This is a genomic window from Leisingera sp. ANG49 (genome assembly GCF_059694505.1).
Genome location: NZ_JCATZN010000001.1, coordinates 209785 through 222107 on the forward strand (window position 1 = coordinate 209785; position 12323 = coordinate 222107).

Here is a 12323-nt window from a genome sequence, read left to right on the forward strand (position 1 = left end):
CCTTCATCTGGCTCCAATTTACCGGGGGACCGGGCAGGCCGGTCCCCCAGCCGGATCAATCCTTCAGGCTTTCTTCGCGCAGGCCGTCGGCCAGCAGGTTCAGACCCAGAACCAGCGTCAGCAGCGCAAAGGCAGGCGGCAGCGCCGGGTGCAGGTAGATCGACAACAGCTTGCGGCCGTCATTGATGGTCGACCCCCAGTCCGGGCTTTCCGGCGGCAGGCCGAGGCCGAAGAAGCCCAGGGTACCCAGCAGGATGGTGGTATAGCCGATGCGCAGGCAGAAATCGACGATCAGCGGCCCGCGGGCGTTGGGCAGGATCTCCCACAGCATGATGTACCAGGGGCCCTCGCCGCGGGTCTGGGCCGCCGCCACGTAGTCGCGGGTTTTGATGTCCAGCGTCAGGCCGCGCACGATACGGAACACCGTGGGCGAGTTGACGAAGACCACCGAGACGAACACCACCAGGATACCGCCGGGGATGTCGAACATATCCATCACGCGGGGCAGGCCCGGGATCGAATAGGCCGGGGTGTTGATCAGGTAGCCGCCGTTGGAGACCAGCTGCAGGTAGAACCAGATGATGATCCCCAGAACCAGCGGCAGCACCAGGTTGCGCACCTTGGGCCGGGTGTAATAGCGCGAGTTCAGCAGCACCCCGACAAAGACGATCGGGAAGATGAACAGAACGATCGCCATGTAGTTCGGAACACCGGTGGCGACGATCTCGGGCGTGACCAGCAGGTAGAACAGCAGGATCACCGGGAAGGCCAGGATCAGGTTGGCGGCGAAGGACAGGGTGGTGTCCAGACGGCCGCCGTAATAGCCCGCGGGCAGGCCCAGGGTGATCCCTACCATGAAGGCGAAGACGGCTGCCATCGGGGCGATCTTGATGACTTCCCAGGCGCCTTTGACCAGGCGGCTGAAGACGTCGCGCGCCAGGTTGTCTCCACCCAGCAGGTAGTAGGGGTAGTCCGCTTCGGTGGCGCCGTTCATCGGGGTGCCGGGCACTTTGTTCTTCATGCCTGAGACCTGAACCAGCGGGTCATGGGTGATGATCATGTCCATGGCGCCATAGATGCCGGTGAACACCCAGAACATCACCAGGCCAAAGCCGATCATGCCGATGGGGCTGTCAAACAGCTTGCCGTAAAGACCCAGCCGCCGTTTGAAGCCGATGGAGGCCGCGAAGAGGATCATCAGCGAAAACCAGACCGGGGACAGCTGGTAGATGATACGCCCCGCAATTTCGAATGTGCTAAGAGGTTCCATGCTCTGCTGCCTTCCTTAAGAGATCCGGATACGCGGGTTCAGGTACACATAGCCGATATCTGAGATCAGCTGGGTGACCAGCACCACGAAGACTGAGACCACGGAGACGGCCAGCAGCAGTTCGATGTCGTTGTTGCCCGCGGCTTCCACCAGGATCCAGCCGAAGCCCTTGTAGTTGAACAGGGTTTCGACGATCACCACGCCGTTCAGCAGCCAGGGGAACTGCAGCATGATGACGGTGAAGGGGGCAATCAGCGCGTTGCGCAGCGCGTGCTTCAGAACGATGTTGTGGAAGCTCACGCCCTTGAGGCGCGCGGTGCGGATATATTGCGCGGTCATCACCTCGGTCATAGAGGCGCGGGTCATCCGGGCGATATAGCCCATGCCGTAAAGCGCGATGGTCAGCACCGGCAGGAAGAAGTTCTCGAAGTTCGGGTTGTCCATCGCCGAGGTGGCGGTGCCCTTGAACCACTTCAGCCCGACGGTGGAGGAGGTGAAGACGGCGATGAAAATCACGCCGGAGACATATTCGGGCGTTGCCGTGGTCAGGATCGAGGCGGTCGAGAGGCTGCGGTCAGTGGCCGACCCCTCGCGCATCCCCGCCAGCACCCCGATGATCAGGGCCGAGGGCACCATCAGCACCAGCACCCAGAACATCAGGCGGCCGGTATTGCCCAGGCGCTCGGCAATGATGGAAGAGACTTCATCCTTGAACCGGGTCGAATAGCCCCAGTCGCCTTGCAGAATGCCGCAGAAGGTCGGGGCTTCGGCAGCTTCCTCGGCGCTAACCTCGCCAGTCATGCAGCGGCCGGTGAACCCTTTCTCGGTCTCCCGGGTCCAGCCCGGCAGAACGCCCAGCCATTGCCCGTATTTCGAAACCATGGATCCGCCGTATCCGTTGGCGTCCAGCCAGCTGGCCACGGCCTCGTCCGACATGCGGAAGTTGCCCTGGGTTTTGGCGAGTTTTTCGAGGTTGGGGTAGAGGTTCGTCAGGAAGAACACGATGAACGTCAGGCACAAGGCCGTCAGCAGCATCACGCCCGAGCGGCGGAGAATGAAAAGTCCCATGGGGGTCCCCTGTCAGTCTGGCGGATCGGACCCGGCTCGCGGGGCGGGTCTCTTATCTTATGAGCTGGAAAGCACCGCCCCGGAGGAGGGACGGTGCAGGAGGCAGGAGCCGGTCGGGCTTAGGCTGCCCAGCCCCACTTGTAGTGGTGATGCTCGAAGGAGATGTGCATGTCGGCTCCGACAACACCTTCGCGCATGTGACGGTAGAGCGAGCGCCAGTAGGGCTGGATGGTCACGCCCTCTTCCTGAATCAGGGCCTGGCCCTTGGCAGAGATCTCGCGGCGCTTGTCGGCGTCTGCGATCGACAGGGCTTCGGCCAGCAGCGCGTCGAATTCCGCGTTTTCCCAGCCGAACTCGTTCCAGGCTTCGCCGGACTTGTAGGCCAGTGCCCAGATCTGCACACCCAGCGGGCGGTGGTTCCAGTTGGTCGAGGAGAACGGATACTTGGCCCAGTCGTTCCAGAAGGTCGAGCCGGGCAGAACCGTCCGCTTCACCTTGAAGCCCGCATCGCGCAGCTGTGCTGCCACCGCATCGGTGGTGTTCCGGCGCCAGTCGTCGTCGATCGACAGGATTTCGTGCTCGTAATCCATCATGCCGGCTTCTTCCATCAGCGCACGGGCGCCTTCCGGATCAACCTTCTGCGGCGGCAGTTCGGCGTATTCCGGGTGGATCGGGCCGACATGGTGGTTCTCTGCCGGTTCGCCGCGGCCGCCATAACCCAGTTCCAGGCAGACCGAGTTGTCGACGGCCATCTGGATCGCCTTGCGGACGCGTTTGTCGGCATAGGGTTTCTTGCCGTCGATTTCCGCCAGCTGGTTGGTGCGGATAACGATCGAGGACATGGTGACAACTTCGGACTTCTTGTAGCCGAGGCCGTCCATCACGTCGATGAATTCGCCAACCGATTCATAGAGCATGTCGACTTCGTCGGATTCCAGGGCTGCCAGCCAGGACGACGGGTCGGTGCCGAAATCGACGTATTCGATGGTGTCCAGCGCGGGCTTGCCATAAATCGCCTCGCCCCACCAGGCGTGGTCGTCGTTGCGCTGCAGCACTGCGCGCACGCCGACTTCCAGCTCGGTCAGCAGGAACGGGCCGGTGCCGACGTTCTGGGTGAAGTCATTGGTCTGGAAGGAGGAGTGAACGATTGCTGCCGGATAGTCGGCCATGCCTGCAATCAGCGAGATGTCGGAGGCCGGCAGGTTCAGCTTGACAGTGTGGCTGTCGACAACCTCGATGCCGCCTTCGACGGCCTGACCGGTGTCGTTGTCGATCAGGGTTCCGAAACGGCCGGCCATCGAGTTGCCTTCCAGGCCTTTGTCGCACCAGCCGGCGATGTTGCGGGCAACATCCTCGGCGGTGAAGTCGTCGCCGTTGTTCCACTTGACGCCCTGGCGGACATTCAGGGTGTAGACGGTGGCGTCCTCGTTGATCTCCCAGCTTTCCAGCAGCATGCCGGTGAAGGAGCCGTCGTTGTTGTATTCCACCAGGTATTCGATGGTGCCGCGGGTCTTGTTGGCCATCTGCGACCAGTCAAAGGTGCGCGGGTCCTTCAGCGGGCGGACTTCGGTCTGCACGCGCAGGGTGCCGCCTTGCTGTTTTTCCTCGGCAGCCTTAACCGGGGCGGCCAGGCCGATCATGCCATAGGCTGCGGCGGCGGTGACGCCCAGCGAGGTGGCGCGGGTCAGGAACTCCCGGCGGTCCAGTTTGCCGTCCAGCACTTCCTTGGCGTGCATCTTGGCGGCCCAATGGATCGGGGCTCCGTTGATGGTGTCTTTGGTCATTTAGGTCTCCCTGTCGTACCGTTCGGTCATTTTTGTGCGAAACGGATATTGGCCCAGCGGTTGGCCGGGCGTTTATGGTTCGAGTTTTGGATTAAAGTTTCCCCATGCCTGCATTCCGGCAGAGATGGGACGTTTCGTCAATGCACAGTTTCGTCGTTTCCGTGTAAAAATACGACATTTTTGGCGTCGGTTTTATTATTGGGGACGGCATACGGCCGCATACTGTTCAAAACTGCCCAGTAATATGGGCGGGCACTTGGCTGAAATTGCGGCCCGCGGGACCGTGCTGCAGGATTCTTCTGACGGATCAGTCTATTGCGTTCTGCTGCGGGCGGATTCGCGCAATCTGCTGGGGGGCTCGCCGGTGTGCTGCGAGATGAAGCGGGTGAAATAGGCCGCACTGCCAAAGCCCAGCCGGGCGGCGATGTCGCGAATGGGCAGTCCGGTGGCGGTCAGCAATGTGCGGGCGGCATGCAGCTGGCGCTCGGTCAGAAGGGCGGCGGCGGTCTTGCCTGAAACCTTCTTGCAGACCCGGGTCAGGTGGGTCGGCGTCACGCTCAAGGCCGCGGCGTGCTCAGCCATTGTGGACCGGCATCCCTGCAGCCCGGCAATGCGGCGGCAATAGGCGCGGCACAGGCGCTGCGCCGCTGTCTGGCTGTGCGGCTGTGCAGCAGTTTCCGGCTGCCGCTGCAAGGCGATGGCGGCAAGCTCGCAATGGGCCTGCACGGCGCGGCGCCAGAGCGGCGCCTGCGCAGCCTGTTCGCGGCTGATGGCCTCGAAATGGCCTGCAAGACTGCTCTGCTCCTGAAGGCTGGAAAAGCGCCTGTGCACCGGCTCCTCCGGAAACGGCGGCAGCAGGGGGCCGGTCATCGTCAGCACCTGGCCCAGGCATTGGCGGGTGAATTCGGCGGACCAGAGCGCCCCGGCCGGGATGAAGATGACGCTGTGCAGGCCGAAGCCGCGCTGCTGCCCGTTCAGGAGAATGCGGCCCTGTCCGCGGGTGATCCAGATCAGCAGATGGTCGCAGCGGCTATGGGCCAGCCCGGTCTGCCAGCCGCCTTCCGGGGCCAGCCGCACCAGCGGCGCGGCATGGAACTCTCTGGGAAGATCTGAATCAAAGGGCATCAGCAATCTTAGGCAGCAGAACCGGTGTTGGTGGCGGAAACAGCTCACGGATTGCTGATTCTGGCAAGTTTCCGCTAGCCGAAACTGAAAATGTCGAAAGTTTTACGGGTCGAGTGCTGGAAGCACCCGCTTAGGCCAGTGTGATCTGATGCCAGTTTTTCATCCGGGCGCGGAACCAGCTGCGCTGGCGTTTGGCGAACTGCCGGGTGGCAATAGCTGCGCGCTCCTCGGCTTCCTCCAGCGTCAGGCGCCCTTCGGCATAGCCTATCAGTTCCGGCACGCCGATCGCTTTGCAGGAGGGCAAGGCGGGGTCATAGCGCCCGCGCATTGCTTCGATCTCGGCCATGGCGCCCTGATCCAGCATCATTCCGAACCGCTTGCGGATGCGCTCCTCCAGCCATTGCTTGTCCGAGTTCAGGACCATCGCCGTGCAATTCTCCAGCGGCAGCGCCGGGGCAGGGGTGTCGTCCTGCCAGCTGGCCAATGGCCGCCCCGTAGATTTCAGCACTTCCCAGGCGCGCTGCACCCTTGCGCGGTTCATCAGGTCGATGCGATTGGCGGTTTCCGCATCAAGCTCTGCCCTGAGCGCCTCCAGGGGCAGGGTGTCGGCTTCGGCGCGGACTTCCGGCGGGGTGGCGGGAATTTCGGCCATCCCCTCAGTCAGCGCGGTGAAATAGAGACCGGTGCCGCCGACGATGATCAGCCGGTCCGGCCCCTTCAGCAGCGGCAGAACCTCGCGCAGCCAATGGCCGGCCGAATACTCTGCGTCAAACGGCATATGGCCATACAGCGCGTGCGGCGCCTGCGCTTCTTCCTCTGCCGAGGGGCGGGCAGTGATCACCCGCCAGCAGTCATAGACCTGGCTGGCGTCTGCATTGACAATGATTCCGCCTTGACGGGCCGCAATATCCAGTGCCAGCGCGGACTTTCCTGAGGCGGTGGGGCCTGCAATCAGCACAAGTTTGCCGGGGTCGATTTCGGGAAGGTTCATCCGGGTGCGGTCCGTCTCTTGGGCATGTTCCGCAAATATGCGCGGAAACTGCGCTGCGCGGATTGAAACCGGCAGCGATTTACTTCATTTTGCCGCGCAAATTAACCCTCACATCTTCTGGAGTGCAACATGCCTCAACCGCACGAAAAGCCGGAACTGGATCCGGCCGCCGCCTATAAACGCGTCATGCTGAAAATTTCGGGCGAGGCATTGATGGGCGACCAGGGATTCGGCCTGCATCCGCCGACCGTGCAGCGCATCGCCCGCGAGGTGAAGACGGTGCACGACATGGGGGTGGAAATCTGCATGGTGATCGGCGGCGGCAACATCTTCCGCGGGCTGTCCGGCTCGGCCCAGGGGATGGAGCGCACCACCGCCGATTACATGGGGATGCTGGCCACCGTGATGAACGCGCTGGCAATGCAGTCCGCGCTGGAAGGCCTGGGCGTGTTCACCCGGGTGATCTCGGCGATCCGGATGGATGAGGTCGCCGAGCCCTACATCCGCCGCCGCGCCGTGCGCCACCTTGAGAAAAAACGGGTCTGCATTTTTGCGGCCGGCACTGGCAACCCCTATTTCACCACCGACACCGCCGCGACGCTGCGCGCCAACGAGATGGCCTGCGAGGCGATCTTCATGGGCAAGAACGGGGTCGATGGTATCTATGACAAGGACCCCAAGGAACACGACGATGCGGTCCGCTATGACGAAATCAGCTATGACGATGTTTTTGCCAAACGCTTGAAGGTCATGGACGCCTCGGCTATTGCCCTGGCGCGCGACAACAACCTGCCGCTGATTGTCTTCCCGCTGGATGAGCCGGGCGGCTTCCGCGGCATCCTGTCGGGTGAGGGGACCTACACCAAGGTGCAGGGCTAAACACTCACGCGGCCAGCTGAAACCGCGGGCTGCCGATGGCCCGCGGTTTTTTGCATTCTTCAATCGCAGCGTCTGTTCCGTGAACGGCTCGAACCCGTGAATTCCGCGGCAGGCACGCTAAATCGTGCATCAACGAGGAAGATGCCAAGGGGCGAACGTGCAGCCCCGGCGGCGGCAAATCCTCCGCAACATCGCTATACATCAGCCTTCCAATGGCTTATGAGCCAATGGAAGACCGCCTCAGATAAGGGGAGAGAGCAGCATGTCTGATGATTTTGAACTGGATACCGACGACCTGAAACGCCGCATGGACGGTGCGATGGCCAATCTGCGCACCGAATTCGCCTCGCTGCGCACCGGCCGCGCCTCCGCCTCGATGCTGGAGCCGGTGATGGTGGATGCCTATGGCTCGATGACTCCGATCAACCAGGTCGGCACCGTGAACGTGCCGGAACCGCGCATGGTCACCATCAACGTCTGGGACAAGGGCCTGGTGGGCAAGGTGGAGAAGGCGATCCGCGAATCCGGCCTGGGCATCAACCCGCAGCTCAACGGCACCATCATCATGCTGCCGATCCCGGAGCTGAACGAGGAGCGCCGCCGCGAACTGGGCAAGGTTGCCGGCCAGTACGCCGAGCACGCCCGCGTGTCGATCCGCAACGTGCGCCGCGATGGCATGGACCAGATCAAGAAAGCCAAGGCCGACGGCATGTCGGAAGACGATCAGAAGTTCTGGGAAGCCGAAGTGCAGGAGCTGACCGACAAGATGATCAAGCATGTGGACGAGGCGCTTGAGACCAAGCAAGCCGAGATCATGCAGGTCTGACGGGCAGAATGCCAGGAGACGCAAATCCGCAAGTGAGTGCCGCCGGAGAGGCTCCGGCGGCCCGCTCCGGCCCGCGCCATGTGGCCATCATCATGGACGGCAACGGCCGCTGGGCGCAGGCCCGCGGGCGGCCGCGACTGTTCGGCCACCATGCCGGCGCGCGCCGGGTCCGTGAAGTTGTCGAGTGCTGCCCGGGTCTGGGCGTGGAATACCTGACCATCTTCGCCTTTTCGACCGAGAACTGGAAACGCACGCAGACCGAGGTGGCCGGTCTGATGAGCCTGTTCCGCCGCTATATCTCTAAGGAGATGAATGCCCTGGCGGAAAAGAACGTCCGGGTGCGCTTTATCGGCGACCGGGTGCGGCTGGATGCCAAGCTGATTGATCTGATGGACAAGCTGGAGCGCAAGACCGAAGGCAACAGCGGCACCCAGCTGACCATCGCGCTGAACTACGGCGGCCGCGACGAGGTGGCCCGTGCCACCAAACGGCTGGCGCGGGATGTGGCCGAGGGCCGGCTGAACCCAGAAGATGTCGATGAAGAGACCCTGCCGCGCTATCTGGACACTCATGTGCTGCCGGACCCGGATCTGGTGATCCGCACCAGCGGCGAGGCGCGGATTTCGAACTTTCTGCTGTGGCAGTCCGCCTATGCGGAATATGAGTTCATCGACACGCTGTGGCCGGATTTCACGGCGGAGGAGCTTGAGCGGCTGTGTAACAGCTACGGCCGCCGCGACCGCCGGTTCGGGGCGGTCAAGACATGAGCGCTGCCAAGGACCGCTGGGCGGACCTGTTGCCGCGGGTTCTGTCGGCCATAGTGATGGTTGCAGCCGGCGGCTATGCCGTCTGGGCCGGCGGGCTGGTCTTTGATGTGATGATCGCGCTGTGCTGCGGCGGCATGATCTGGGAATTGGTGCGGATGCTGGCGCCGGAGCGCGGCGGATTCGCGCTGCAACTGGGCGCGGTCTCTGCGGTGGCGGTTCTGCTGGCGGCCTTGCTGCCGGTGATCTGGGTGGTTCCCTTGCTGGCAGCGCCTGTGGCCGCCGGGTTCAGCCAGTTCGAGCGCAACCGCCACTATTTCTCCGGCTGCGCGATCTGGGTGCTGTTTGCGGGTTTCGGCTTCATCTGGCTGCGCGGCCAGATGGGGGTTGAGTGGATGCTGTGGCTGATCGGAATCGTGGTTGCGACTGATGTGGCGGGGTATTTTACGGGCAAGGCCCTTGGCGGGCCCAAGTTCTGGCCGCGCGTCAGCCCCAAGAAAACCTGGAGCGGCACCGCGTCAGGCTGGATTGCAGCTGCCGTCGTGGGCGCTATCTTTGCCGGGCAGATGGGGCTGGGCTTTGGTATCGTTGCCCTGTCGGTTCTGCTGTCAGTGGCGAGCCAGGCCGGCGACGTGGCAGAGAGCGCCCTGAAGCGGAAGATGGGCGTCAAGGACTCCAGCGCGCTGATACCAGGCCATGGCGGACTGTTTGACCGCTTTGACGGTATGCTGGGCGCAGCGGCCATGTTCCTGGCCGTGGCCGCCTTCTGGGGATAACCAGTCAGGAAGAGAAATGCGGAAAATCTCGATCTTCGGCGCCACCGGGTCGATCGGCCAGAATACCATTGACCTGATCCGCCGCGCGCCCGAAGCCTATGACGTGGTGGCACTGACCGGCGGCGCGAATGTCGCACGGCTGGCCGAAGACGCCATTTCCCTGCGGGCGGACGTGGCTGTCACCGCCTTTGAGGACCGCCTGCCGGATCTGCAGGCTGCGCTGGAAGGCTCCGGCGTGGAGGCGGCTGCGGGCCAGGCGGCACTGGTCGAGGCGGCAGCGCGGCCGGCGGATTGGATCATGTCGGCGATTGTCGGTGCTGCCGGACTGGCCCCGGGACTGGAGGCGTTGAAACACGGCACCACGCTGGCGCTTGCCAACAAGGAATCGCTGGTCTGCGCAGGCCGGCTGCTGCTGGAAACGGCGGAGCAGCATGGCGCCAGGCTGCTGCCGGTCGACAGTGAGCATTCGGCCGTGTTCCAGGGGCTGGTGGGCGAGGAAATAGAAGCGGTCGAGCGGATCGTCATCACCGCCTCCGGCGGCGCATTCCGCGACTGGCCGCTGGAGGATCTGCCCAAGGCAAGCCTGGCGCAGGCGTCTTCGCATCCCAATTGGGACATGGGCCAGCGGATTACCATCGACAGCGCGTCGATGTTCAACAAGGCGCTGGAAGTCATTGAAACCCGGGAGTACTTTGGCGTCCGACCGGAGCAGATCGAGGTGCTGGTGCATCCCGAATCCCTGGTTCACGCGCTGGTCGGTTTCAACGATGGCGCGCTGATGGCGCATCTGGGAGCTGCCGATATGCGCCATGCCATCGGCTACGCGCTTCACTGGCCCGCGCGCCAGACCCTGCCGGTGGAACGCCTGGACCTCGCGCGTATCGGGCAGCTGAATTTCCGCGCCCCGGATCCGGCCCGCTACCCGGCGCTGCGCCAAGCCTACGACGTAATGGAGCGGGGCGGCATGATGGGCGCGGCTTTCAACGCCGCCAAGGAACAGGCGCTGGATGACTTCATTGCCGGGCGCATCCGGTTTACTGATATGGCGGCGGTGACCGCCACCGTGCTGGAGCGGATTGAGGTGGAACGCGACCTCATTGATGCCGCAATGACACTTGATAACGTGACACTGGTTGACCATGTCGCCAGACAACAGGCGGCACGCGCTGCAGAAGAACACATAGGGTAGATCTTTGGACGTACTTTCTTTTGTCCCGCAGTTCGGTGGTTTTCTTTATACCATCGCCAGCTTTGTCATCGCCCTGTCGGTGATCGTGGCGGTTCATGAATACGGCCACTACATCGTTGGCCGCTGGTCCGGGATTCACGCTGAAGTATTCTCGATCGGGTTCGGCCCGGTGCTGTGGAGCCGGATGGACAAGCGCGGCACCCGCTGGCAGGTCGCGGCGCTGCCTTTTGGCGGCTATGTGAAATTCCTGGGCGATTCCGATGCGGCCTCTGGCAAGGATGCACAGGCGATGGAGGCCGCTGCGGAGGATCCGGCGGCCCTGCGCCGGACCATGCATGGCGCGCCATTGTGGGCGCGGGCGGCCACGGTTGCGGCAGGCCCTGTGTTCAACTTCGTGATGTCGGCCATCATCTTTACGGCTGTTGCTCTGTCGCAAGGCAACATGCGCGAACCCCTGACCATTGGCACGCTGGCACCGCTGCCAGGGCTGGAGAACGGCTTGCAGCAGGGGGATGAACTGATCACCGCGGGCGGGATTTCCGTTCCGAACTATCAGGACAGCGATGCCTGGGAGACATTCCGGGAGTCGCTGCCGCAGCAGCAGCCGTTGGAGTACACCGTGCGCCGGGGCGGTGAAGAAATCACGGTCAACGGGCCGTTCCTGTACCCGCCCTATGTGCACGGCGTGGTGCCGCGCAGCGCTGCCGCTGACGCCGGGCTGCAGCCGGAAGACGTGATTGTTGCTGTGGATGGCATGCCGCTGGTGTCTTTTGAGCAGCTGAAGGACCTGGTTGAGGCTGCCGACGGCAAGGTGCTGGTGTTGGATGTCTGGCGCGGCGGCGAAACCGTCGAAATGGCGCTGGCGCCGCGGCGCACCGATGAACCGCAGCCGGATGGCGGCTTTGCCACCCGCTGGCGGATCGGCATTGTCGGCGGGCTGGCCTTTTCTCCGGCGACAGAGGCCGCGGGTTTTGGAGAGGCGCTGGCCGCGGGCAGCTATCAGGTCTGGGCCGTGGTTGAGACCTCGCTGTCGGGTCTGAAGCACATGATCACCGGGGCGATCAGCACCTGCAACCTGTCGGGGCCGATCGGCATTGCCGAAACTTCCGGCGCAATGGCCAGCCAGGGGGCGGAAAGCTTTGTCCGCTTTATTGCGGTTCTGTCGACAGCAGTGGGTCTGCTGAACCTGTTCCCGGTGCCCGCGCTGGATGGCGGCCACCTCATGTTCTACGCCTATGAGGCGGTCGCGGGCCGTCCGCCCAGTGACCGGGCAGTGCGGGTGCTGATGACCTTTGGCATCGCCGTAGTGCTGTCGCTGATGGTGTTTGCCCTCGGCAACGATTTGTTCTGCTGATCAGTGCAGCGGAACGGGCAACAATGGGCGGCCGCAGTGCCGCCCAAGTGCTGCCACATTCGCCTGTTAACTTTTCCTCAACCCGTCGGCTGGGCGCGCTCTGCGCCTGCCTGCGGATGGGTGAAGAACTGGGGGATACCTGATGCACACACTCTCGCGATCCTACCGCGGCCTTGGCCTGCTGGTGCGCCTGAACTGGGACCGGGCATTGACCGGTTTCGCCATTCTCGGAGCGCTGACCGCAGGCACCTGGCTCGCCACCTTGTGATTCCCGCAACCGGCGCGCCAGCCCGCCGC

General features: G+C 63.3%; 12 protein-coding genes. 7 read left to right on the forward strand and 5 right to left on the reverse strand.

The window, feature by feature from the left end:
- Positions 1 to 55: 55 nt before the first annotated feature.
- The 5 genes from AC58NV_RS01040 to miaA all read right to left on the reverse strand — a co-directional run bounded on the left by AC58NV_RS01040 (position 56) and on the right by miaA (position 6238).
- Positions 56 to 1270: an ABC transporter permease gene (locus AC58NV_RS01040; protein WP_497225494.1), complete on the reverse strand. Its 1215-nt coding sequence runs from the start codon at positions 1268 to 1270 to the stop codon at positions 56 to 58.
- 15 nt (positions 1271 to 1285) lie between these two features.
- Positions 1286 to 2338, reverse strand: coding sequence for an ABC transporter permease (locus AC58NV_RS01045; protein ID WP_497225495.1), 1053 nt, complete (start codon positions 2336 to 2338; stop codon positions 1286 to 1288).
- 119 nt (positions 2339 to 2457) lie between these two features.
- Entirely contained in the window at positions 2458 to 4122 is a 1665-nt protein-coding gene (locus tag AC58NV_RS01050) for an ABC transporter substrate-binding protein (RefSeq protein ID WP_497225496.1), read from the reverse strand.
- Between the two features lie 312 nt (positions 4123 to 4434).
- Entirely contained in the window at positions 4435 to 5247 is an 813-nt protein-coding gene (locus tag AC58NV_RS01055; protein ID WP_497225497.1) for a helix-turn-helix transcriptional regulator, read from the reverse strand.
- Between the two features lie 130 nt (positions 5248 to 5377).
- Positions 5378 to 6238: a tRNA (adenosine(37)-N6)-dimethylallyltransferase MiaA gene (gene miaA / locus AC58NV_RS01060; protein WP_497225498.1), complete on the reverse strand. Its 861-nt coding sequence runs from the start codon at positions 6236 to 6238 to the stop codon at positions 5378 to 5380.
- Positions 6239 to 6367: 129 nt separating this feature from the next.
- Here miaA and pyrH point away from each other — a divergent pair, with 129 nt between their 5' ends.
- The 7 genes from pyrH (at position 6368) to AC58NV_RS01095 (ending at position 12294) form a co-directional block, all read left to right on the forward strand.
- A complete protein-coding gene (gene pyrH, locus AC58NV_RS01065) occupies positions 6368 to 7117 on the forward strand; it encodes a UMP kinase (protein ID WP_497225499.1) in 750 nt (249 codons plus the stop codon).
- A gap of 262 nt (positions 7118 to 7379) precedes the next feature.
- Complete coding sequence (gene frr / locus AC58NV_RS01070) at positions 7380 to 7943, forward strand: ribosome recycling factor (RefSeq protein WP_222475486.1); 564 nt, start codon at positions 7380 to 7382, stop codon at positions 7941 to 7943.
- A gap of 8 nt (positions 7944 to 7951) precedes the next feature.
- Positions 7952 to 8710, forward strand: a complete 759-nt coding sequence (gene uppS, locus AC58NV_RS01075) for an undecaprenyl pyrophosphate synthase (RefSeq protein ID WP_366662803.1) — start codon at positions 7952 to 7954, stop codon at positions 8708 to 8710.
- Entirely contained in the window at positions 8707 to 9483 is a 777-nt protein-coding gene (locus AC58NV_RS01080; protein WP_497225500.1) for a phosphatidate cytidylyltransferase, read from the forward strand. The genes uppS and AC58NV_RS01080 overlap by 4 nt, the downstream gene beginning before the upstream one ends.
- A 16-nt stretch (positions 9484 to 9499) precedes the next feature.
- Positions 9500 to 10672 (forward strand): 1-deoxy-D-xylulose-5-phosphate reductoisomerase, encoded by a 1173-nt coding sequence (dxr, locus tag AC58NV_RS01085; protein WP_497225501.1) that lies wholly within the window; start codon positions 9500 to 9502, stop codon positions 10670 to 10672.
- A 4-nt stretch (positions 10673 to 10676) separates the two neighbouring features.
- Entirely contained in the window at positions 10677 to 12026 is a 1350-nt protein-coding gene (rseP, locus tag AC58NV_RS01090; RefSeq protein ID WP_497225502.1) for an RIP metalloprotease RseP, read from the forward strand.
- A 142-nt stretch (positions 12027 to 12168) separates the two neighbouring features.
- Positions 12169 to 12294, forward strand: a complete 126-nt coding sequence (locus AC58NV_RS01095) for a hypothetical protein (RefSeq protein ID WP_366662799.1) — start codon at positions 12169 to 12171, stop codon at positions 12292 to 12294.
- The last annotated feature ends 29 nt before the right edge of the window (positions 12295 to 12323 follow it).

Coding starts and splice junctions, on each gene's coding strand:
- AC58NV_RS01040 (WP_497225494.1), bottom strand. CDS start 1,270: ATGGAACCTCTTAGCACATTCGAAATTGCGGGGCGTATCATCTACCAG.
- AC58NV_RS01045 (WP_497225495.1), bottom strand. CDS start 2,338: ATGGGACTTTTCATTCTCCGCCGCTCGGGCGTGATGCTGCTGACGGCC.
- AC58NV_RS01050 (WP_497225496.1), bottom strand. CDS start 4,122: ATGACCAAAGACACCATCAACGGAGCCCCGATCCATTGGGCCGCCAAG.
- AC58NV_RS01055 (WP_497225497.1), bottom strand. CDS start 5,247: ATGCCCTTTGATTCAGATCTTCCCAGAGAGTTCCATGCCGCGCCGCTG.
- miaA (WP_497225498.1), bottom strand. CDS start 6,238: ATGAACCTTCCCGAAATCGACCCCGGCAAACTTGTGCTGATTGCAGGC.
- pyrH (WP_497225499.1), top strand. CDS start 6,368: ATGCCTCAACCGCACGAAAAGCCGGAACTGGATCCGGCCGCCGCCTAT.
- frr (WP_222475486.1), top strand. CDS start 7,380: ATGTCTGATGATTTTGAACTGGATACCGACGACCTGAAACGCCGCATG.
- uppS (WP_366662803.1), top strand. CDS start 7,952: ATGCCAGGAGACGCAAATCCGCAAGTGAGTGCCGCCGGAGAGGCTCCG.
- AC58NV_RS01080 (WP_497225500.1), top strand. CDS start 8,707: ATGAGCGCTGCCAAGGACCGCTGGGCGGACCTGTTGCCGCGGGTTCTG.
- dxr (WP_497225501.1), top strand. CDS start 9,500: ATGCGGAAAATCTCGATCTTCGGCGCCACCGGGTCGATCGGCCAGAAT.
- AC58NV_RS01095 (WP_366662799.1), top strand. CDS start 12,169: ATGCACACACTCTCGCGATCCTACCGCGGCCTTGGCCTGCTGGTGCGC.